Annotated in this window: 18 protein-coding genes and 1 riboswitch; of the genes, 5 read left to right on the top strand and 13 right to left on the bottom strand. The window is 70.8% G+C overall.

Annotation, left to right across the window (positions count from 1 at the left end):
* Nucleotides 1-526 precede the first annotated feature (526 nt).
* Together ACWDVG_RS28990 and ACWDVG_RS28985 are read left to right on the top strand one after the other, a co-directional pair.
* Nucleotides 527-1,147, top strand: a complete 621-nt coding sequence (locus tag ACWDVG_RS28990) for a hypothetical protein (protein WP_451703510.1) — start codon at nt 527-529, stop codon at nt 1,145-1,147.
* 547 nt (nt 1,148-1,694) lie between these two features.
* Nucleotides 1,695-2,573 (top strand): PhzF family phenazine biosynthesis protein, encoded by an 879-nt coding sequence (locus tag ACWDVG_RS28985; RefSeq protein ID WP_451703508.1) that lies wholly within the window; start codon nt 1,695-1,697, stop codon nt 2,571-2,573.
* Nucleotides 2,574-2,663: 90 nt separating this feature from the next.
* On the opposite strand, the gene ACWDVG_RS28980 is transcribed toward ACWDVG_RS28985, so the two are convergent.
* Together ACWDVG_RS28980 and ACWDVG_RS28975 are read right to left on the bottom strand one after the other, a co-directional pair.
* Entirely contained in the window at nt 2,664-3,446 is a 783-nt protein-coding gene (locus ACWDVG_RS28980) for a CPBP family intramembrane glutamic endopeptidase (protein WP_451703506.1), read from the bottom strand.
* Nucleotides 3,447-3,604: 158 nt separating this feature from the next.
* The gene (locus tag ACWDVG_RS28975; RefSeq protein ID WP_451703503.1) at nt 3,605-5,104 is read right to left on the bottom strand and encodes a glutamate--cysteine ligase; all 1,500 of its coding nucleotides are present in this window, start codon (nt 5,102-5,104) and stop codon (nt 3,605-3,607) included.
* A 479-nt stretch (nt 5,105-5,583) separates the two neighbouring features.
* Between ACWDVG_RS28975 and ACWDVG_RS28970 the strand changes: the two genes are divergently transcribed.
* Entirely contained in the window at nt 5,584-6,186 is a 603-nt protein-coding gene (locus ACWDVG_RS28970; RefSeq protein WP_451703501.1) for a hypothetical protein, read from the top strand.
* A gap of 328 nt (nt 6,187-6,514) precedes the next feature.
* On the top strand, nt 6,515-6,721 hold the full coding sequence (locus ACWDVG_RS28965) for a DUF5999 family protein (protein WP_451703499.1): 207 nt from the start codon (nt 6,515-6,517) through the stop codon (nt 6,719-6,721).
* A 128-nt stretch (nt 6,722-6,849) separates the two neighbouring features.
* On the opposite strand, the gene gcvP is transcribed toward ACWDVG_RS28965, so the two are convergent.
* Nucleotides 6,850-9,735 carry an aminomethyl-transferring glycine dehydrogenase gene (gene gcvP, locus ACWDVG_RS28960; protein ID WP_451703496.1) on the bottom strand — a complete coding sequence of 962 codons (2,886 nt, stop codon included), beginning with the start codon at nt 9,733-9,735 and terminating at the stop codon, nt 6,850-6,852.
* A gap of 178 nt (nt 9,736-9,913) precedes the next feature.
* Nucleotides 9,914-10,012, bottom strand: a riboswitch (glycine riboswitch).
* 101 nt (nt 10,013-10,113) lie between these two features.
* Here gcvP and ACWDVG_RS28955 point away from each other — a divergent pair.
* Complete coding sequence (locus ACWDVG_RS28955) at nt 10,114-10,500, top strand: PRC-barrel domain-containing protein (RefSeq protein WP_451703540.1); 387 nt, start codon at nt 10,114-10,116, stop codon at nt 10,498-10,500.
* Nucleotides 10,501-10,563: 63 nt separating this feature from the next.
* Here ACWDVG_RS28955 and ACWDVG_RS28950 read toward each other — a convergent pair whose 3' ends face one another.
* The 10 genes from ACWDVG_RS28950 to ACWDVG_RS28905 all read right to left on the bottom strand — a co-directional run bounded on the left by ACWDVG_RS28950 (nt 10,564) and on the right by ACWDVG_RS28905 (nt 20,876).
* Nucleotides 10,564-11,982 carry a DNA polymerase IV gene (locus ACWDVG_RS28950; protein WP_451703494.1) on the bottom strand — a complete coding sequence of 473 codons (1,419 nt, stop codon included), beginning with the start codon at nt 11,980-11,982 and terminating at the stop codon, nt 10,564-10,566.
* A 128-nt stretch (nt 11,983-12,110) separates the two neighbouring features.
* Nucleotides 12,111-12,731 carry a MerR family transcriptional regulator gene (locus tag ACWDVG_RS28945; RefSeq protein ID WP_451703491.1) on the bottom strand — a complete coding sequence of 207 codons (621 nt, stop codon included), beginning with the start codon at nt 12,729-12,731 and terminating at the stop codon, nt 12,111-12,113.
* A gap of 206 nt (nt 12,732-12,937) precedes the next feature.
* The gene (locus ACWDVG_RS28940) at nt 12,938-13,405 is read right to left on the bottom strand and encodes a bifunctional nuclease family protein (protein WP_451703489.1); all 468 of its coding nucleotides are present in this window, start codon (nt 13,403-13,405) and stop codon (nt 12,938-12,940) included.
* A 53-nt stretch (nt 13,406-13,458) separates the two neighbouring features.
* Entirely contained in the window at nt 13,459-14,202 is a 744-nt protein-coding gene (gene ftsR, locus ACWDVG_RS28935; protein WP_451703486.1) for a transcriptional regulator FtsR, read from the bottom strand.
* Between the two features lie 31 nt (nt 14,203-14,233).
* A complete protein-coding gene (locus tag ACWDVG_RS28930; protein ID WP_451703537.1) occupies nt 14,234-15,175 on the bottom strand; it encodes an FHA domain-containing protein in 942 nt (313 codons plus the stop codon).
* Nucleotides 15,176-15,255: 80 nt separating this feature from the next.
* Nucleotides 15,256-16,293, bottom strand: coding sequence for a DUF881 domain-containing protein (locus tag ACWDVG_RS28925; protein WP_451703484.1), 1,038 nt, complete (start codon nt 16,291-16,293; stop codon nt 15,256-15,258).
* Nucleotides 16,294-16,298: 5 nt separating this feature from the next.
* Entirely contained in the window at nt 16,299-16,631 is a 333-nt protein-coding gene (locus tag ACWDVG_RS28920; protein ID WP_015032176.1) for a small basic family protein, read from the bottom strand.
* Nucleotides 16,628-17,557: a DUF881 domain-containing protein gene (locus tag ACWDVG_RS28915; RefSeq protein ID WP_451703481.1), complete on the bottom strand. Its 930-nt coding sequence runs from the start codon at nt 17,555-17,557 to the stop codon at nt 16,628-16,630. The genes ACWDVG_RS28920 and ACWDVG_RS28915 overlap by 4 nt, the downstream gene beginning before the upstream one ends.
* A gap of 100 nt (nt 17,558-17,657) precedes the next feature.
* Nucleotides 17,658-20,153 carry a sugar phosphate nucleotidyltransferase gene (locus tag ACWDVG_RS28910; RefSeq protein WP_451703479.1) on the bottom strand — a complete coding sequence of 832 codons (2,496 nt, stop codon included), beginning with the start codon at nt 20,151-20,153 and terminating at the stop codon, nt 17,658-17,660.
* Between the two features lie 114 nt (nt 20,154-20,267).
* Entirely contained in the window at nt 20,268-20,876 is a 609-nt protein-coding gene (locus ACWDVG_RS28905) for a CDP-alcohol phosphatidyltransferase family protein (RefSeq protein ID WP_451703476.1), read from the bottom strand.
* Between the last annotated feature and the right edge of the window lie 173 nt (nt 20,877-21,049).

Below are 21,049 nucleotides of genomic sequence, written 5' to 3'. Positions count from 1 at the left end.
GGCCGAGGTCTACAGCCTCGAGCAACCTGCTCAGACCGCTGCCGGCGGAAGATCCGGCAACGGCCTGTCACTCTCGACGAGATCCTCCAGAAAGCCCGCGCCAAAGCAACCTCAGATCCGCCGCCCCCTCACGACAGAACGGGCGTATCGCCGAGACGAGCGCCCACCCCGCCAAGTAGTTGAACGTAAGGGTCCCAGTAACTCGGCAATGGGCTGGTGAGGTCAGCAGGCTGCAGCCGAGCATGGGAAGCAGCGGGAGGGACACTACGGTCTCCGCGTTCATACAGATCTGAGGAAGGAGACATGACAGCCGGAGTACGCCGAAGGCGAGCTGTAGGTAGTACGAGAAGCGGATCCCCGGAGGGCCCTGGACCCTACCGCGCGCCGCGACTACCGTCTACGCAACCCCAGTGAAGGAACCGAGACGAACTGTATGCAAATGCGCAGGAAGAAGTCGCCCCCACCTCGCTGCAGCGCCCCACTGGCCAAAGTCGGGAAGATGGAACGCTCCTGTTCGCGTCCAGCGGTGATCGAGGGCCTGTGTCTGCTGCACACGCCAGATCACGACGCGGCTCGCCGGTACCGGATCAAGACCAACACGAAGGATGGCCTTGGCTGCCTGGGCATCGTGGGACTGGTGATCCTGACGGCCGTCTACGGCCTCCCCGCCCTAGGGCAATGGCTGGAGGGCCAAAGAGAAACCCGCTGTCGGCCGACAGTGGACTCCTACGAGGAGGCGCGGATGGTGGCTGACGGCATACACATCCCGCTGATCCTGGGGAGCGACCACGCACCTGGCGATGAGAACGCCACGGAAGATGCCATAAAAGCAGCCTATGCAGAAAAATGGTCGGCAAATGCCTCGGCGGCGGACATTGCGCTGTCCCATCAGGACTGCTTCAACGAGGTGCTGTTGCGCCGCGCCAGGCGCGCACGAGACAGTCCGGCAGCCGTGTGGTTCGTGAGCATGCCGACTACCACCTCATGTCGCGACGGGTGGGGGTCGCCGTCAATCGGTCAGCGCGGGGCCTGTTCCCACCACGGAGGAGTCGCCTGGGGCAGTCCATCGGCAACGCTCCACTTCGAGCCCACTCGAGTGCTCTACGAGAGAAACGAACTGCCGATCCGCCTTGCCTCCGCCGAGTGACCTGATACTCGCCCATCTCATATTGACCATGAAGACGGAGGAACCTGGCGAGTCGCGCAACAGGGCTCTTTCGGACGGTGGTCTCCACTACGCGGTTACGCGCCTGAGCACGTGACCTCCTTCGCCAGCACACCCGCGCAGACGACTCTACGAATCGGCGGGCCCGGTGACCGGACGGCCCGGCCCGTCCCTGCACCGCGGCGCCGCCGAACTTTCCGGTGCCGCGCCGACCTCCTGCGGTTGTGCACCGTGAGGCCCAGGGGCCCTACGTACGGTGCGGCGCCGGGTCCAGGCTTTCATCTCGAACAGCAGGTCCGACAGGTCGATCTTCGGCAGCATCCGCCGTCGCACGCAGCGCAGGCGAGCACACCAGCACCAAGGCCGTGCCAAGCCCCAGCGGGGGTCAAACTATCGTGGCACGAAGTCAAACTTCGCTGTCACAGGACAGCTCCGCCGAGCCCTGCCCGAGCCCTGCCCCGCAGGACCGGTCCAGTTCTGCGGAATTGGCCTTGGCCTGCGGTTTCTCACGGCCGGTACGGTCCAGGTCATGCGGATCCGAATCGTCGACGCCTTCACCGACCGTCCCTTCTCCGGCAACCCGGCGGGTGTCCTCCTCCTCGACGGCCACGACTCCTTCCCGGACGACGCCTGGCTCCAGCAGGTGGCGGCCGAGGTCAATCTCTCCGAGACGGCCTTCGCCCACCCTCTGCCCGCCGGCGGCGAGGCGGACTGGGCACTGCGCTGGTTCACCCCGACCACCGAGGTCGACATGTGCGGCCACGCGACGCTCGCCACCGCCCACGTGCTCCGCACGACGCGAGCGAACGCCCAGGCGCACGCCCACGCCGACGCCGACGCCCACGCCGACGCCGACACGGGGAACACCACCGCCCCCGTACGCTTCGCCACGCGCAGCGGTGTCCTCGGCGCCGCCCCGGAGGCGGACGGCTCGATCACCCTGGACTTCCCGACCTCGTCGCTCACCCCCGTCCCCACCCCCGGCGGCCTGGCCGAGGCGCTCGGCGCGGAGATCCTCGCCGTCCACGACACCGCGGCCCACATCGGCGACCTCGTCGTCGAGCTCCGCGACGAGGCCACCGTGCGCGGACTCGCCCCGGACCTCGCCGCCCTCAGGACCATGGCGTCCCGCGGGGTGATCACCACGGCACAGGCCGAACGCGCCGACTCCGGCTACGACTTCGTCTCGCGCTGCTTCTTCCCCGCCGTCGGCATCGACGAGGACCCGGTCACGGGCAGCGCCCATACCGCCCTCGCCCCGTACTGGTCGGCCCGGCTCGGCCGCGACGACCTCACCGGCTTCCAGGGCGGCGCGAGGACCGGCCTCGTCCGGACCCGGCTGCGCGGCGAGCGCACCCTCCTCACCGGCCACGCCCTGACGGTCGTCGACGGCGAACTGCACGCCTGACACCCGCCCCCGGTCCCCCACAACCCGGAAGGGGCGTACGGCACGATGCCGTACGCCCCTTCCGGGTCCCGTCTCCGCGGCGGAGCCGCCTCACACCGTGGGCAGCCAGTCCACCTTCCCGGCGAGCAGCCCGTACCCGACGAAGGCCACGATGTCGAGCAGCGCGTGCGCGACCACCAGCGGCCCGACCCGCCCCCACCTCCGGTACAGCAGCGCGAAGAGCACGCCCATCACCACGTTGCCGACGAACCCGCCGACGCCCTGGTAGAGGTGGTACGAGCCGCGCAGCACCGAACTCGCCACCAGGGCCGCCATCGGCGACCACCCCAACTGCCCGAGCCTGCGCAGGAGATAGCCGACGACGATGACCTCCTCCAGGACGGAGTTCTGCACCGCCGAGAGGATGAGGACGGGGTATTTCCACCACACGTCCGGCAGCGACTCCGGCACCACCGTCAGGTTGAACCCGGACGCCCGCGCCGCGAGGTAGAAGGCGAGCCCCGCGCTGCCGATCCCCGCCGCCACGAGCGTCCCGCGGCCGAGGTCGGACCAGGGTCGCGTCCGGTCGAAGCCGATGGCCCGCAGCCCGGCGCCCTCCCGCAGGAGCAGGTGGGCCACGAGCACGACCGGGACCAGCGCGGTGGCGATGCCGAAGAGCTGCCAGGACAGGTCGAGCCACGGCCGCCCGGGCGCGTACGAGCCGTTGAGCGTCGCCGCCTGCTCCTTCAGCGCGCCGGGCTTCGTGAGCGACCCGATGAAGCTGATCAGCGACGACACGGCGCTCGCCCCGAGCGACAGGGCGAGCACGATGAGCGTCTCCGAGCGCAGCACGCGCCGCGGCAGCCCGTCGGGAGGCGGGGAAGCGCTCACCACTCGTTGCTCCGACACCACACCTGTCTCCCGTTCCCCGTCGCGCACCGTTCCGGTCGCGAGCCGTCCGTCAGGGGTCGGGGGCCGCTCCGGCGACCCCGACCACCCTGACATGATCGCTCACGCCCCGCGCGAAGGCCCGGGAGCACCGGTGCCCGCGGTCAGCCGGTCCCGACCGGCCAGGTGTGCACGGGCTCACCGGCCAGCATGAGGTCCCGGTAGCGGCGGGTCGTCGCCGCGAGCGCGGCCTCCCGGTCCAGCCCGGCCTCCAGCGCCGTGTGGAAGGTGTCGACCTGCCAGGACGCGCCGTTCACCCGGCGCAGACAGCGCTGTTCGATCACGCCGAGGTAGAAGTCCCGGTCGGCCGGCTCGATGTTCCAGGCGTCGAGCCCGGCGGCCGCGAGCGGCAGCAGCTCCTCCAGGACGAGGCGTACGGCGGGCAGGGTGGCGACCCCGCCCGCGCGCCCCGACCGGGGCCAGCGCAACTCCGCCTCGATGCCGTACCGGCACGCCGAGTCGAAGTTGGCCTCCGCGTCCTCGAACGCCATCCGCTTCCAGACCGGCCGGGGGTCGTCGGCCAGCGAGCGTACGAGCCCGTAGTAGAAGGCCGCGTTGGCGATGACGTCCGTGACGGTGGGCCCGGCCGGCAGCACCCGGTTCTCCACCCGCAGGTGCGGCACGCCGTCGACCCAGCCGTACACGGGCCGGTTCCAGCGGTAGATCGTGCCGTTGTGGAGGACGAGCTCCTGGAGGCGCGGCACCCCGCCCTCGTCGAGGACGCGGAGCGGGTCCTCGTCGTCGCAGAGGGGCAGGAGGGCGGGGAAGTACCGGAGGTTCTCCTCGAAGAGGTCGTACACCGAGTCCACCCACCGCTCCCCGAACCAGGTCCGCGGCCGCACCCCCTGGGACTGGAGTTCGGGCGGCCGGGTGTCGGTGGCCTGGAGGAAGAGCGGCGGCCGGGACTCGCGCCACAGCTCGTGGCCGAAGACGAAGGGCGCGTTGGCGCCCAGGGCTGTCTGGACGCCGGTGACGGCCTGGGCCGCGTTCCACACGGCGGCGAACCGGGCGGGGGTGACCTGGAGGTGGAGCTGGACGGAGGTGCAGGCCGCCTCGGGAACGATCGACTCCGAGGTGCACAGGAGCCGCTCGACGCCCTGGATGTCGAGCGTGAAGTCCTCGCCCCTCGCGGCCAGGATCTGGTTGTTGAGCAGGGTGTAGCGGTCGGCCGCCGACAGGTTCTCGAAGACCAGGTCCCGCTGCGCGAGCGTGGGCAGTATGCCGATCATCACCACGCCCGCGTCGAGTTCCGCGGCCTTGCGGTCCGCGTATCCGAGCCCCGTCCTCAGCTCCTCCGCGAGCCGGTCGAATACCCGGCCGCCGAGCCGGTGGGGGGCGATGTTCACTTCCAGGTTGAACATTCCCAGTTCCGTCTGGAAATCGGAGCTGGCGATCTCCTTCAGGACCTGTTCGTTGAGCATCCTGGGCAGCCCGTCGGGACCCGCCAGATTGAGCTCGATCTCCACGCCCATGAGATTGCGCGGGCGGTCGAACCTCTTCTCCGCCAGCAGTCTCGCGAGTCCCGCGAGGCACTGCTGGAGCTTTCTCCGGTACCGCTGTCGGTCGGACGGGCCGAACCCGTCCGCGACGACCTTCTCGCCCATCGAAGCGTCCCTCCCGAGTGGGCAGCCGCCTCGACGGCCGCGCGTCACGGACGATGATGCCCACCCCGTTGATCGACAACGCCTGCGAAACGGAGTCGTCGGCGGTTAGGCTGGACGGAGTTCTCCACCGACACGCTCGACGGGCAAGTGCAGTCGACATATACCAATGTCATATAGCCGGACGACCCGGGGACGCAATTCGGCCGACCGGCTTCCCGGGTAATACGCAGGCAGTTACGCTGTCGATGCGTGAATTCTGCTTCAACGCCCCGACGATACGGCCGGATGACGTCTTGTCAGGAATATCGACGACGTCTAGCGGAAACACTGTGTGAACACGTGTCGTATAAACTCCGCGGACGAGGCAGAGTGTTGGCGCCCAGCCATGGCCCCATGGCCCCCTCTCTGGCCCCGCCGCCGACAGCGCCGTCGTACCTGCCCATGCGTCACCGTGTCTCCTGAGCGAGAGGCGACCCACCATGCTCCGTTTCTCCCCGGCCCCTGCGCCGGCCCACCGCAGCGTCCTCGCGGCCCTCGGCTCGCCCACCGCCGTGCGCGAAGCCCGAACCCCCGCCCTGCGCGCGGCACAGGGGCCCCTGAGCCCCGAACTCCCCCTGCCCCTCCACATCCTCGGGGTCACGGGCACCCCCGGCGCACCGGGCGCGGCACCCCGCACCCGTCTCGTCGGCTGGCGGTTCCTCATCCGGAACGGGGAACGGGCGATCGCGGCCGCGGACACCATGCTCACCCCGGACGGCTGGACGTTCTCCCACTTCTTCGAGGGTCCGTACGTCACCTCGACCGAGCTGGCCCTGAGCCGGGCGGAGGCGCTGCCCACCGCGTACCAGCCCCGCCTGCTCTCCGTACCGCAGCTCTACATGCTCACCCTCTGGCTGCACGCCGAAACCGAGGACGACGACGGTGTCGCCCCGGCGGCGGCCGCCGCCGACCTGCTCGTGCCGCTGGCCCCCGCACCCCCCGGCATCGCGGCCAACCGTCCCTACCGGGTCGGCGACCTCCTGCCCGTCCTCACCACGCGCCTCGCGCCGCCGCCCCTCCTGGGCTCGGCGGCGCCCGCCTGATCCACCGCACGCGCCGCGCCCCGCGCCCCCACCGGGTCGCGGGGCGCACTGCTGCCCGAACGCGCCCCTCGAACTGCGCCCCCGTCCGCCCTCCCGGACGGACTAGCCCGCTGGGGCCATCCCGAACCACCCGAAGTGAGGGGGAGGTTGAGGCGAACCGCCCCTGCGGGTGATGCGTCTTCCCAGGAGAGGACGAGCTGCCGCGAAATCCCTGCGGAAGTCCGTCCGTGCGGCAAGACTGGGACCGGAACCGAACCGACCGACGGGGGCGGCCATGAGCGCGAAGAGCCGCAGGACATCCATCACGACGCAGCGAAAGAACCCACCCATGTGCCAGCACCAGCCTGCCTGTCCCACCGCCGACTCCGCCGACCGGGAGGCGGCGCGCCCGATGGCGCACCACCCCGAACAGGGCTGGAGCCTGCTGTGCAACGGTGTCCTGCTCTTCGAGGACACCGGTGAACTGCTGCCGGACGGGCAGATCATCGCCCCGCACCGGCCGCTGACGACGGGACGGGTCACCACCGCCGCCTGACCGCGATGCGGAAACGCCGAGGGCCGGCCCGGAGGCGGAAACCTCCGAACCGGCCCTCTTCCCGTGCGCGGGTCGGGTCCCGGGATCAGTGATCCGGAATCGGTGATCCGGGGTCAGTGATCCGGGAATCAGTTGTCGTACTCGTCCATGGGCGGGCAGGAGCAGACCAGGTTCCGGTCGCCGAAGGCACCGTCGATGCGGCGCACCGGCGGCCAGTACTTGTCGGCGGCCGAGACGCCGGCCGGGAAGACGGCCTCGTCGCGGGTGTACGCGTGGTCCCACGCGCCGCCCAGCGCGGCCGCGGTGTGGGGGGCGTTGCGCAGCGGGTTGTCGTCGGCCGGCCAGGTGCCCGACGCGACCTTCTCGATCTCGCCGCGGATCGCGATCATCGTGTCGCAGAAACGGTCCAGCTCGGCCAGGTCCTCGGACTCGGTCGGCTCGATCATCAGCGTGCCGGCGACCGGGAAGGACATCGTCGGCGCGTGGAAGCCGTAGTCGATGAGGCGCTTCGCGATGTCGTCGACCGTGACGCCCGTCGCCTTCGACAGCGGACGCAGGTCCACGATGCACTCGTGGGCGACCAGTCCGGCCGGACCGGTGTAGAGCACCGGGAAGTGCGGCTCCAGGCGCTTGGCGATGTAGTTCGCCGCCAGGACGGCCACCTGCGTGGCGCGCTTGAGGCCCTCGCCGCCCATCAGGCGGACGTACGACCAGGAGATCGGCAGGATGCCTGCGGAGCCCCACGGGGCGGCCGAGATCGGTCCGACGCCCGTCTCCGGGCCCGCGGTGGGCTGGAGCGGGTGGTTCGGCAGGTACGGGGCGAGGTGGGCGCGGACGCCGACCGGGCCGACGCCCGGGCCGCCACCGCCGTGCGGGATGCAGAAGGTCTTGTGCAGGTTCAGGTGCGACACGTCGCCGCCGAACTTGCCCGGCTTGGCGAGACCGACGAGCGCGTTGAGGTTGGCGCCGTCGACGTACACCTGGCCGCCGGCGTCGTGGACCTCGGCGCAGATGTCGGCGACGTGCTCCTCGAACACACCGTGCGTGGACGGGTAGGTGATCATCAGCACGGACAGCTCGTCGCGGTACTGGGCGATCTTCGCGCGCAGGTCCTCGACGTCGACCTCGCCGTCGTCGGCGGTCTTGACGACGACGACCTTCATGCCGGCCATCACCGCGGAGGCGGCGTTGGTGCCGTGGGCGGAGGACGGGATGAGACAGACGGTGCGCTGCTCGTCGCCGTTGGCCCGGTGGTAGGCGCGGACGGCCAGCAGACCGGCCAGCTCGCCCTGCGAACCGGCGTTCGGCTGGATCGACACCTTGTCGTAGCCGGTGACCTCGGCGAGGCGCTCCTCCAGCTCGGTGATGAGCGCGACGTAGCCCTGCGCCTGCTCGACCGGGGCGAAGGGGTGCATCTGCCCGAACTCGGGCCAGGTCACCGGCTCCATCTCGGTCGTCGCGTTCAGCTTCATCGTGCAGGAGCCGAGCGGGATCATGCCGCGGTCGAGCGCGTAGTCGCGGTCGGCCAGCTTGCGCAGGTAGCGCAGCATCGACGTCTCGGAGCGGTGCGCGTGGAAGACCGGGTGGGTCAGGTACGCGTCGGAGCGCAGCGCGTCGACGGGCAGCGCGTCCTCGGTCGCGGCGTCCAGGGCCTCGACGTCGGCGGTGACGCCGAAGGCGGCCCACACGGCGGCGAGCTGCTCGCGGGTGGTGGTCTCGTCGCAGGACATCGACACGAGGTCGACGTCGACGCGGTGGAGGTTGACCCCGGCCTCGCGGGCGGCGGCCACGACCGCGTCGGCCTTGCCGGGGACGCGGGCGGTGAGGGTGTCGAAGAAGGCGCCCTGGGTGAGTTCCACGCCCCCGGCCCGCAGACCGGCGGCGAGGATCACGGCGTACCGGTGGGTGCGGCGGGCGATGCCCTTGAGGCCCTCGGGGCCGTGGTAGACGGCGTACATGCCGGCCATGACGGCGAGGAGCACCTGGGCGGTGCAGATGTTGCTGGTGGCCTTCTCGCGGCGGATGTGCTGCTCGCGGGTCTGCAGGGCCAGGCGGTAGGCGCGGTTGCCGTCGGCGTCGACGGAGACGCCCACGAGGCGGCCCGGCAGGGAGCGGGCGTGCTTGTCCTGGACGGCCATGTATCCGGCGTGCGGGCCGCCGAAGCCCATCGGGACGCCGAAGCGCTGGGTCGTGCCGACCGCGATGTCCGCGCCGAGGGAGCCGGGCGAGGCGAGCAGCGTCAGCGCGAGGAGGTCGGCGGCGACGGTGACGATCGCCCCGAGCTCGTGGGCCTGGTCGATGACAGGCTTGATGTCACGGACGGCGCCGGAGGCGCCCGGGTACTGGAGCAGCACGCCGAAGACGCCGCGCTCGGCGACCTCGGCCGGGATGCCGGCCGACAGGTCGGCGACGACGACCTCGACGCCGGTCGGCTCGGCGCGGGTCTCGATCACGGCGATGGTCTGCGGCAGGGCGTCGGCGTCGATGAGGAAGACGCCGTTCTTGACCTTGCCGACGCGCCGCGAGAGGGCCATGGCCTCGGCGGCCGCGGTGCCCTCGTCGAGGAGCGAGGCGCCCGAGGTGGGCAGGCCGGTCAGGTCGGCGACCATCGTCTGGAAGTTCAGCAGGGCCTCCAGGCGGCCCTGGGAGATCTCCGGCTGGTACGGCGTGTACGCCGTGTACCAGGCCGGGTTCTCCATGACGTTCCGGAGGATGACGGGCGGGGTGAAGGTCCCGTAGTAGCCGAGGCCGATCATCGGGGCGAGGACCTGGTTGCGGTCCGCGAGGGCGCGGAGCTCGGCGAGGACCTCGGCCTCGGTGCGCGCGGCGGGCAGGCCGAGCGCCTCGGCGTTCTTGATGACGTCCGGCACCGCGGCGGCCGTGAGCTCGTCCAGCGAGCCGTAGCCGACCTGGGCGAGCATCTTGGCGCGGGCCTCGGCGTCGGGCCCGATGTGCCGCTGCTCGAAGGGAATGCCCTGCTCGAGCTCGGAGAGCGGGATGCGGTTGGCGGTCATGTGCGGGGGCCTCCTGGTCGTCACGACCTGCGAGGGGCACCTCGGCGCGGGTGCCCGGACGGCCTCCCCCTCTGTCATCTCAACCTGAGAGCTTCACCGGCACGCCTCGCGGCCCGCCGGCTTTCACCGTCGGTGAGGGCGGGTGCCGTCGGACGCCCGCCCTGCTTTCCAGAGTGACCTCGTCCGCGCGGTACAGGGGCCTGAGAGATTCCGGGGAGGATTTGCTCCTTCGGCGCCACCGGAAGGTTTCTCCGGGGGACTCTCCCGCACGGGGTCGACAGCCACAGCCAGCCTACCAGCGCCGTTGTGCCCCTCCGTCGCTCAAGTGGCCGACATCCCAGAAGTGCACTTTCGTAGGGTGTAGAGCAGTTGCGACCAATTGGAGGGACCGTGCAGACCGATATCGATCCGCGCAGCCTGATCGGCCGCAAGGCGTACGACCGGAACGGCCACAAGATCGGAACCGTGGACGAGGTGTACCTGGACGACGCGACCGGCGTCCCCGAGTGGGCGGCGGTCCGGACGGGCCTCTTCAGCAGGGACGCGTTCGTCCCGCTGGAGCCGAGCGAACTCGACGGGGACGGCCTCCACATCCCGTACGAGCGGGCCCTCATCAGGGACGCCCCGGACTTCGGCGTCGGCCGCCACCTCTCCCCCGAACAGGAGCTCCAGCTCTACCGCCACTACAGCCTGGCCCTCCCGCCCCCGCCCTCGGACGCGCCGGACACGGACTTCGGCCGCCTGGCGGGCCGGGACGGCACCTGACCCCACCCGCCCCGGCCCGCCGCCCGCCCCCAGGCCCCCGCGGGGTCGGCGGGCGGCGGCCGCTCAGGCCGCCTCGCCCGTGCACGGCGCTCCGCCCACCAGCGGCAACGGCTCCGAGGCCGAGAGCTCCGGGTCGTCCACGGCGAACGTCCGCACACGCCCCGGCGCGGACCACGGCTCCTCGAACCGGACGGTGACCCGCCCCACCCCGCTCCCCTGCACCCAGCCCGCGCCGTGCACCGCGTGCCGTACGTCCTGTCCGGGCGACCAGTGCGGCTCGGCGGCCGGTTCCTCCGCCGCGGGCGCCGGGGCTCCACCGGCCTCGGCCGCCGCCCCGGAGTCGGTGGCCCCCTCACCCCCGGCACCGCCCGCCTCAGCCGCCCCTGACCCCTGCCCGGCACCTGCCGCCCCCGCGGCCTGCGCGAACAGATCCTCCTGCGTGTAGTCCGCGAGCCCGCTCACCCCGACCCCCAGCAGCCGCACGCCCCCCGTGGTGTCCACGGCGTCGAGCAGCCGCCCCGCCGCCTCCCGCACCACCACGGGATCGTCCGTGGGCCCCCGCAGCGTCTCGGAGCGGGTCAGCGTCGAGAAGTCGTACCGCCGCACCTTCAGGACGATCGTCCGCCCCGAGTGCCCGGAGGCCCGCAACCGCGCCACGCACCGCTCGGCGAGCCGCTCCACCTCGATCCTGATCCGGACCCGGTCGTGCAGGTCCACGTCGAAGGTGTCCTCGACCGAGACCGACTTGGCGTCCCGCTCGGCCACCACGGGCCGGTCGTCGTGCCCCAGGGCCATCCGGTACAGCGAGGCCCCGTGCGCCCGCCCCAGAAGCCGTACGAGCTCGTCCTCCCCCGCCTCCGCGAGGTCGAAGACCGTGGTCATCCCGGCCCGCCGCAGGTGCTCGCCCGTCGCGGGCCCGACCCCTGGCAGGATCCGCACCGAGCGCGGCCCGATCAGCTCCCGCTCCGTCCCGGGCTCGATGAGGACGAGCCCGTCGGGCTTCGCCTCCTCCGAGGCGATCTTCGCGAGCATCTTCGACCCGGCGAGCCCCACCGACCCGGTGAGGCCGGTCGTCGCGAGGATGTCGGCCCGCAGCCGCTCCCCCGCGAGCCGCGCGCCCGCACTGTCCTCGGCCACCCCGCCGGCCTCCAGATCGACGAAGGCCTCGTCGAGGCTGAGCGGTTCCACCAGCGGGGAGAGCCGCCCGAGGAGTCCCATGACCTGCTCGCTGATCGAGCGGTAGAAGGCGAAGCGGGGAACGAGGTACGCGGCGTTGGGCGCGAGCCGCCGCGCCTGCCCCATGGGCATGGCCGAGTGGACGCCGAACCTCCGCGCCTCGTACGACGCGGTGGCGACGACGCCCCGCGGCCCGAGCCCGCCCACGACGACGGGCTTTCCGCGCAGGCTCGGCTTCGCCGCCTGCTCGGCGGCGGCGAAGAAGGCATCCATGTCGAGATGCAGGATCGTCGGCGCGGCTCTCACGGTTCCGATGCTGCCTCACACCACTGACAATCGACCCGCGCAGGCGCGCACAGCCGCCGCTCGGCCGGCCGGGACCGCCGCTGCCCCTCGGGCGCCCTCAGGCACCCCCGGTGCGCTGGGACGCGCCCTCAGACGGCCCTGTCCCGCCGCCGCCGCGCCAGCTCGTCACCCGGGTTGTGCCCGACCAGCGTCTCACCGGTGTCGACGCGCTCCCCGTGGAGCTGCGACAGCGCCGCCTCCACGTCCCGCCAGACGACCCCCACGGCGATCCCGAAGACGCCCTGCCCGCCCTGGAGCAGGTCGACGACCTCGTCGGGCGAGGAGCACTCGTAGACGGTGGCGCCGTCGCTCATGAGCGTCATGCGCTCCAGGTCACGGAAGCCACGGGCGCGCAGGTGCTGCACGGCCGCGCGGATGTTCTGCAGCGCCACCCCGGTGTCCAGGAAGCGCTTGACGATCTTCAGGACGACGACGTCCCGGAAGCTGTACAGCCGCTGCGTCCCGGAGCCGTACGCGGGCCGCACGCTCGGCTCGACGAGCCCGGTGCGCGCCCAGTAGTCCAGCTGGCGGTAGGTGATGCCGGCCGCCGCACATGCCGTGGGGCCGCGGTATCCGATCGCCTCGTCCGCGAGGCCCCCACCCACCGCGTTCGTACCGAAGTCGCCCACACTGCCGTGAAGCGGATACGGCCCGGTCTCCCCGGACACGCGTCCGAGCGAGCTCCCTGCCGTACCGTCCGCGCTGCTCATCACGCCGACCCTCCGTCCTTGACCTGCCCACACGAAGGTAGGCAGTCACTCGGGGTGCGTCAACGATCGCCACACTCGGCACGCCGAGTGATAATCACCCTGAGAGTGGTTTCCCGTGTCTCTCTTCGGGGAAAGGCTACTCGAATGCCCTGACGCCGCCCCTCGAACGGCGGGTCACTGACCCCACCGGGTCACCGGCCCCCGCGTCACTGGCCGCCGAAGTCCTCGGGCGAGATCTGGTCGAGGAACTCACGGAACTTCTCCACCTCGTCCTCCTGCTCGTCCGGAATCGCGATACCGGCGTCGTCCAGCACACCGTCGCTGCCGAAGATCGGCGTACCGGTCCGCAGTGCCAGTGCTATCGCGTCCGACGGCCGCGCGCTCACCTCGACGCCGCTGGCGAAGACCAGCTCGGCGTAGAAGACCCCGTCACGCAGATCCGTGATGCGGACTTCGGTGAGCTCCTGCCCCACGGCGTCCAGCACGTCCTTGAACAGGTCGTGCGTCAGCGGCCTCGGCGGCGCCATGCCCTGCTGGGCGAAGGCGATCGCGGTCGCCTCCCCCGGTCCGATCCAGATGGGGAGGTACCGATCGCCTCCCACTTCGCGCAGGAGCACGATCGGCTGGTTGGAGGGCATTTCCACCCGGACACCCACAACGTCGAGCTCGTTCACACAGCAACCCTAGGACGTGCCCGACCGGTTTGGATAGTCGGGCCCGTTCGAGGTCACTGGAAGCGGATGCCCAGAGCCGACTGCACGAGGGCCGCGTGGAGCCGTACGGAGAGCGCGGCCAGCTCCTGCGCGGTGGCCTCCGCATGGGCCCTGGTCTGCGGATTGCGGTGTCGGCGCAGCGGTGCGACGACCTGCTCGACGAGCCCCGCCTCCCGGTCGGCGGCGGCCTTCACGGCCCGCAGGTGACGCGGTTCGAGACCGAATCTCCGCAGATCCGCGACGAGCCGCGCGACGGTGACCGCCTCGGCGTCGTAGCCCCCGCCCGCCGACTCGGCGATCAGGCCGTACGCCTCCCATTCGGCGAGCTCGGCCTCGGCCACCCCGGCGGCGGCGAGCAGCTCGTCCCGCCCCAGCCGCTCCACGGTGGGATGCCGGCCGTCATGCTCCCAGGCCCCGTCGAGCAGGTCACGTCCGCGACCGGGCGCCGGCAGCGTGACCTGCTCGCCCCGCGCGAGGGCGTCGAGGTGCTCTCGGATGACCTTCAGCGGGAGGTAGTGGTCCCGCTGCATCCGCAGGATCTGGGCGAGTCGCTCCACGTCCTGCGGGCTGAACTTCCGGTACCCGGAGGCCGTCCGCCGGGGTTCGACGAGGCCTTCGGCCTCCAGGAACCGGATCTTGGAGATCGTCACTTCGGGAAACTCGTCGCGCAGCTGGTTCAGCACCGTCCCGATGCTGACCAGCCGGTCGCCCGCGGTGGCGGCGCCGGAACCGGCACCGCCCGTCGGTGTTCGCAGCATGGACCTTCCCTGAAGGCTTCTCCGAGGCGCGTCACACGCCCCGCTGGCTCGAGTGGAAGACCAGCCGGTACTTGCCGATCTGCACCTCGTCACCGTTGGAAAGAACCACCGAGTCGATCGGCTCGCGGTTCACATAGGTGCCGTTGAGGCTGCCGACGTCCGACACCGTGAAGGTGCCGTCCGGCTGGCGGCGGAACTCGACGTGGCGACGGGACACCGTCACGTCGTCGAGGAAGATGTCGCTCTGCGGGTGACGGCCGGCCGTCGTCAGCTCGCCGTCCAGGAGGAAGCGGCTGCCCGAGTTCGGACCCCGGCGGACCACGAGGAGCGCGGAGCCCGGCGGCAGGGCCTCGACGGCCGCCAGCGCCTCGGGCGACAGCGACGGCATCGCGATCTGGCCGGTGGTCTCCGAGTCGTACGCCTCGAGCCCCGAGATGGAGATCGTCGACGTCGTCTCGGAGGCCCGCTCGGGAGCGATCCCGCCCCGCAGCGGCGCGCCACAGTGGGAGCAGAAACGACTGTCGGCCGCGTTGCGGTGACCGCACCTCGTACACACCGGCATGGACGCATCCTCCTGCCGCGGCTGCCCCGCGGAGGTCTGTGTCGCATACGGATCGGGGGTAAACCCTCCACCCGCACTTGAGGTTGATGGTTCTCCGAAACCTATGCGCGCGGCCCCGGCAGGGTCAACAGACGACGCGCCCTGTGTGCCCGGAATGTCACCGCCCCGGCCGCCGACCTCGTCGCGGAAGAGGGGGCGCTCGCCGCCCTGTTCCTCGCTCTGGGCGTGGCGCGGCGCGCGGTGCCTGGCGTTGCCGCCGTCCTCGCGTGCGCTCTTGCCGAACAACTTCGCAAACAACTTCACGGGCGATTCCCCTTGACCGAAACAGACCCGCCCGTGGGGCAGGACGAACCGAAATCCTTCACACCTGCCGACCCGGACACCTTCACAACGTCCGTATCCTCCGGACAGTTTCCACCACGCACCACCGTTGTGGTGCGCCGACCCCCCGCAACGTCATGCCCTTGTCGCGGGACCCCCTCGTCCCCCTCTCACTGCGAGGACGACTGAGCGTAGTCAGGCCGCTTCGCGGGCCGCAAGGCGTCGACGACGATCTTCGTCGACCGCTCCACGGTGGCCGTGGCCTGCTCCTTCTCCAGGGTCTGCACGACACCACCGGGGATGTTGAGCGCGGGCTCGAGATCCTCCGGCTTGCCGATGACCTTGAAGACGTACGGAGCGGTCACCTTCGTTCCATCGATCCGCATGTCATCACCACTACCGGTGAAATAACTGTCCGCGACGACCCGCACACCGTTGACCTGGATCGCCTCCGCGCCCGCGGCGCGCAGCTCCTGGATGGCGTCGAGGAGCATGTCCGACTCGACCGCCCCGACCGGGTCGGTCACCGTCAGCGTGATGCCCGGCCCCTCGGCGGCGACCGTTCCGGCCAGGATGCCGAGCTGCCGCTCCTTCTCCCGGGTCTGCTTGCGGGCCTCCTCGGCCTGGTCCGAGCTGGACTCCAGCTCGGACCGCTGCTTCTCCAGACGGGCCTTCTCGTCCTCGAGGCGCTGCGTCCGGTCGTCCAGTTCGTCGAGGATCCGGACGAGGTCCTCCTGCCGTGCCCCGCGCAGCGCGCTGTTGTCGCTGGTCGAGGAGACCTGGATGGCCAGGCCGAGGCCCAGGACGAAGAGCAGCAGGGCGACGACGAGCTGCGCCCGGGTCACCCGCGGCGGCCAGAGCGCGTCGGCGAGCCGCCGCCGCCCGCTGGGCTCCGCCTCGCCGGGACCGGCCGCCGGAGCAGCCGGAACGTCAGGCGTACGCGGCGGCTGTCCCCCGTAGGAGAAAGCCCCGGCCCCGGTCTGCGGGCTCGGCCCCGTCGGCGCCACCGCGGGCCGCCCACCCGCTTCCACGGGCCGCTCGGGCGCCCCGCCCTGCTCACCCGGCTCACCCGTCACGGGAGGAGTCATCGGCTGAGGAGTCTGCGGGTTCTGCTGGTTCTGCGGAGTCTCCGGCTTCCGGGGAGTCCCCGAGTTCTGCGGCGTCCCCGGGTTCTCGGGGCCGTCCGGGTTCTGGTTCTGTCCGCTCATCGGCCTCACGCCCGGAACACGTGGCGCCGGATGGCGGCCGCGTTGGAGAAGATCCGGATGCCGAGCACGACGACCACACCGGTCGACAGCTGCGCGCCGACGCCCAGCTTGTCGCCGAGGAAGACGATCAGCGCGGCCACCACCACGTTCGAGAGGAACGACACCACGAAGACCTTGTCGACGAAGATCCCGTCGAGCATGGCCCGCAGACCACCGAAGACCGCGTCGAGGGCGGCGACCACGGCGATCGGAAGATAGGGCTCGACCACCGCCGGAACCTCGGGTCGGACCAACAGCCCGACCACGACTCCGACGATCAGGCCCAGTACGGCGATCACGATGTGCCCTTCCCTGTGTCGGCCGTGGCCCGGCCGGAGGGCGTCGCCGCCCCGACCCCCCTCGGCACTGCGGTACGTACGATGAGGCTCGGCGCGGCCGGCAGGCTCACGTCGCTCTCGGTCGAGATGCTGCTCCGGATTCCGAAGTTCTCCACGAGCACGTGCAGGTACTGTCCGTCGGCGCTGTCCTGGAACGTGGTGCTCAGCCGCTGCCCGTCCCCCACGGCCAGCACGGTGTACGGCGGCACCAGCGGCTTGTTGTCGACCAGTATGGCGTCGCCGGCGGCCCTGATCGCGGACAGCGCCGTCAGCCGCTGGCCGTTGATGGCCACCGCCTCGGCACCCGACTCCCAGAGCCCGTTGATCACCCGCTGCATGTCCCGGTCGCGGACCCGGCCGGTGTCGGAGAACCCGCTGCTCTCGCGGGGCCCGCCACCGCCGCTGTCGGTGCCCTTGGCGTCGTCGATCACGAGCTTCACGCCGGGGCCGTGCACGGGGGTCGCCCCCGACAGCAGCCCGACCAGCTCGGCCTGGTCGCCGCCGTACTCCTCCAGCGCCTTCCGCTGCCGGTCGGCGACCTCGGCCCGGATCCGCTCGACGTCCTGCGCCAGGTCGTCGGCCGTGGAGCTCTCCGCCTCGATGCGGTCGATCAGCTCCTGCCGCTCCTTGGCGACGACCGGCGCCGAGATCCGCGCCTCGGCCGCGCCCACCGTCACCACGGCGGCCGCGAGGACGAGCCCCGCGGCGAGCCCGAGCTTGGCGCGCAGGGGCCGCGGCATCGCCCCACCCTCCGCCGCCCGCCGTGCGGTCGCCTCCGCGTAGCCGTCGTCGAGGGCGTGGTCGATCACGTTGTTCAGCAGCGACATGGACGCGTCCGGACGCGGGGGCGGTGAACCGGTGCTCCGAACGGGGGGCTGCTGCGACATGCCGCACATCGTCGCACGTCGTACGGCCTACCGCCGAATGGCCCCTCCGTACGGGCGGGAGGCACCGCTCGGGTGCCTCCCGCCCCTGCCGCCCGGACCGTCAGCGACCCGCGCTGTCCACCACTTCGGCCCATTCGTCGAGCAGGGCCTGCGCCGAGGCGTCGTCCGGACCCTCCGCCCACAGATGGGTGACGGCCTCGGCCGGGTCGGGCAGCACCATCACCCAGCGCCCGTCGGCCTCGACGACGCGCACGCCGTCGGTGGTGTCCACCGACCTGCTTCCCGCCGCCTCGACCACCCGTCGCATCACGAGCCCCTTCACGGCCCACGGCGTGGCAATGTCCCGCTTCAGCACGTGCGCCCGCGGAATCCGCGCGTCGATCTGGCTCAGGGTGAGCTGCGTCCGCGCCACGAGCCCGATCAGCCGCACGAAGGCGGCGGCCCCGTCGAAGACGCTGCTGAACTCGGGCACGATGAACCCGCCGCGCCCGTCGCCACCGAAGATCGTCGACTCCTCCCGGCCGACCCGCGTGAGGTCGTCGGGCGAGGTGGTCGTCCACTCCACCTGGGTGCCGTGGTACGCGGCGACCTGCTCGGCGATACGGGTCGTGGTGACCGGCAGGGCGACCCGCCCGGACCGCCGCTCGGCGGCGACCAGGTCGAGCATGACGAGCAGCGCCCGGTCGTCCTCGATGATCCGGCCCCGTTCGTCGACGAGCGACAGCCGCTCACCGACCGGGTCGAACCGCACGCCGAACGCGGCCCGCGCCGAGGCCACGATCTCCCCGAGCCGCACGAGCCCGGCCCGCCGGCTCTCCGCCGACTCGGTGGGCCGCGACTCGTCGAGGCCCGGGTTGATCGTCAGCGAGTCGACCTGGAGCCGCCCGAGGAGGCTCGGCAGAACGAGCCCGGCACTGCCGTTGGAGGCGTCCACGACGACCTTGAGCCCCGCTTCTGCGATCCCCGAGGTGTCCACGTTCCGCAGCAGCGATCCGGTGTACGAGTCGAAGACGCTCGCCGGGAAGGACAGGTCACCGATCTCCCCGGGGAAGGCCCGCCGGTACTCCTGGCGCGCGAACACCCGGTCGAGCTTCCGCTGACTCGCCTGGGAGAGGTCCGCCCCGCGCTCGTCGAAGAACATGATGTCCACGGAGTCCGGCACCCCGGGCGAGGTCCTCAGCATGATCCCGCCGGCACTGCCCCGCGCGGTCTGCTGCCGCGCCACCGGCAGCGGTACGTTCTCCAGGTCGCGTACGTCGATGGCGCTGGCCTGCAGCGCGGAGATCACCGCCCGCTTCAGCGCCCGGGCGCCCCGGGAGTGGTCGCGCGCGGTGGTGACGGTCGCGCCCTTCTTCAGGGTCGTCGCGTACGCACCCGCGAGCCGCACGGCGAGCTCGGGCGTGATCTCCACGTTGAGGATGCCGGAGACGCCGCGCGCACCGAAGAGGTGGGCCTGGCCCCGGGACTCCCAGATGACGGAGTTGTTGACGAAGGCGCCGGCCTCGATCGTCTTGAAGGGGTAGACGCGCACGTTCCCCTGCACGATCGATTCTTCACCGATCAGGCACTCGTCACCGATGACCGCCCCGTCCTCGATCCGGGCGGCCCGCATGATGTCGGTATTCTTGCCGATCACGCAACCGCGCAGATTGCTCTGCTGCCCGATGTAGACGTTGTCGTGGACGACGGCCTTGTGCAGGAAGGCGCCGCTCTTGACGACGACGTTCGACCCGATGACGGTGTGCTCCCTGACCTCCGCCCCGGCCTCGACCTTGGCGTAGTCACCGATGTAGAGCGGCCCGCGGAGCACGGCGTCGGGGTGCACCTCGGCACCCTCGGCCACCCAGACTCCGGGCGAGATCTCGAAGCCGTCGAGGTCGACCTGGACCTTGCCCTCCAGGACGTCGGCCTGGGCCTTCACATAGCTCTCGTGGGTGCCGACGTCCTCCCAGTAGCCCTCGGCGACATAGCCGTAGATCGGCTTGCCATCCTTCATGAGCTGGGGGAAGACGTCACCGGACCAGTCGACCGGCTCGTCGGCCTTGACGTAGTCGAAGACCTCCGGCTCCATGACGTAGATGCCGGTGTTGACGGTGTCCGAGAAGACCTGGCCCCAGGTGGGCTTCTCCAGGAAGCGCTCGACCCTTCCTTCTTCATCGACGATCGTGATGCCGAATTCCAGGGGATTCGGCACCCGCGTCAGACAGACCGTGACGAGCGCACCCTTCTCCTTGTGGAAGGAGATCAGATCGGTGAGGTCGAAGTCCGTGAGCGCGTCCCCCGAGATGACGAGGAATGCGTCGTCCTTGAGTGCTTCCTCGGCGTTCTTCACACTGCCCGCTGTGCCAAGGGGCTTTTCCTCATTGGCGTACGTGAGCTCCATCCCGAGCTCCTCGCCGTCACCGAAGTAGTTCCTCACGAGTGAGGCGAGGAACTGCACGGTGACGACGGTCTCGTTAAGACCGTGCCGCTTGAGCAGTCGAAGCACATGCTCCATGATCGGCCGGTTTGCCACCGGCAGCAGCGGTTTGGGCATGCTCGAGGTCATGGGGCGAAGTCGGGTTCCCTCGCCACCGGCCATCACGACGGCCTTCATGTCGGAAGCGTCCTCCTTTAGAGACGACGGTCCTGCTGACCTCATCAGCCCGTTCTCTGCCTCTGGAAGGTCTTCATCCGGCCGGCGACGCTGCTCGGCACGGGACGGACGGGCTCATTCGGCCGCGGTATCCGCCTTCACGAGTCGGCGGACCTGGACCACGTAGAGGATCCCTGCCCACCAATACAGAGTTGTACCCCATCCGGCGAAGGCCCACCCGAAAACTTCAGCGAGTGACGACAGCCAGCCCGTTCCGTCACTGAGAAGCAGCAACGGGAACGCGTACATCAGGTTGAAAGTGGCAGCTTTGCCGAGGAAGTTCACCTGCGGCGGCGGGTAACCGTGCCGTCGAAGGATTCCCACCATGAGCAGCAGCATCGCCTCACGGGCGAGGAGGGCGAGCGTCAGCCAGAGCGGCAGGATCTCGCGCCAGGTGAGCCCGACGAGGGTGGACAGGATGTAGAGACGGTCGGCGGCCGGATCGAGCAGCCGGCCGAGGCTGCTGATCTGGTTCCACCGCCGTGCGAGCTTTCCGTCGAGGTAGTCGCTCACTCCACTGAGCGCCAGGACGAGCAGCGCCCATCCGTCGCTGTTGGGCCCGCCGAACTCCGGCCGGAGGATCAGCCACAGGAACACGGGCACGCCGACGAGGCGAGCCATGCTCAGAATGTTGGGGATGGTGAGGACCCGGTTCGTCTGAACGCGAGTCTCCTGGACCTCCACCCGGGGGCCTCCTGCTGGGAGCGTGCCGATGATGCCCCCTGACCTTACCTTCAGCCTTCGGCACCCGGGCACACAGGCCCCCTGAACGCAGGAAAGCCCCGCACCAGAAGGTGCGGGGCTTTCCCACAATGATTGTTCGGCGGCGTCCTACTCTCCCACAGGGTCCCCCCTGC

The sequence above is a fragment of the Streptomyces sp. NPDC003327 genome (assembly GCF_053589515.1).
The sequence above is the reverse complement of the archived record's forward strand: the minus strand, read 5'-3'. Positions and strand labels throughout refer to the sequence as shown.

Coding starts and splice junctions, on each gene's coding strand:
- ACWDVG_RS28945 (WP_451703491.1), bottom strand. CDS start 12,731: ATGAGCAGCGCGGACGGTACGGCAGGGAGCTCGCTCGGACGCGTGTCC.
- ACWDVG_RS28965 (WP_451703499.1), top strand. CDS start 6,515: ATGTGCCAGCACCAGCCTGCCTGTCCCACCGCCGACTCCGCCGACCGG.
- ACWDVG_RS28970 (WP_451703501.1), top strand. CDS start 5,584: ATGCTCCGTTTCTCCCCGGCCCCTGCGCCGGCCCACCGCAGCGTCCTC.
- ACWDVG_RS28910 (WP_451703479.1), bottom strand. CDS start 20,153: ATGAAGGCCGTCGTGATGGCCGGTGGCGAGGGAACCCGACTTCGCCCC.
- ACWDVG_RS28925 (WP_451703484.1), bottom strand. CDS start 16,293: ATGAGCGGACAGAACCAGAACCCGGACGGCCCCGAGAACCCGGGGACG.
- ACWDVG_RS28985 (WP_451703508.1), top strand. CDS start 1,695: ATGCGGATCCGAATCGTCGACGCCTTCACCGACCGTCCCTTCTCCGGC.
- ACWDVG_RS28975 (WP_451703503.1), bottom strand. CDS start 5,104: ATGGGCGAGAAGGTCGTCGCGGACGGGTTCGGCCCGTCCGACCGACAG.
- ftsR (WP_451703486.1), bottom strand. CDS start 14,202: ATGCTGCGAACACCGACGGGCGGTGCCGGTTCCGGCGCCGCCACCGCG.
- gcvP (WP_451703496.1), bottom strand. CDS start 9,735: ATGACCGCCAACCGCATCCCGCTCTCCGAGCTCGAGCAGGGCATTCCC.
- ACWDVG_RS28915 (WP_451703481.1), bottom strand. CDS start 17,557: ATGTCGCAGCAGCCCCCCGTTCGGAGCACCGGTTCACCGCCCCCGCGT.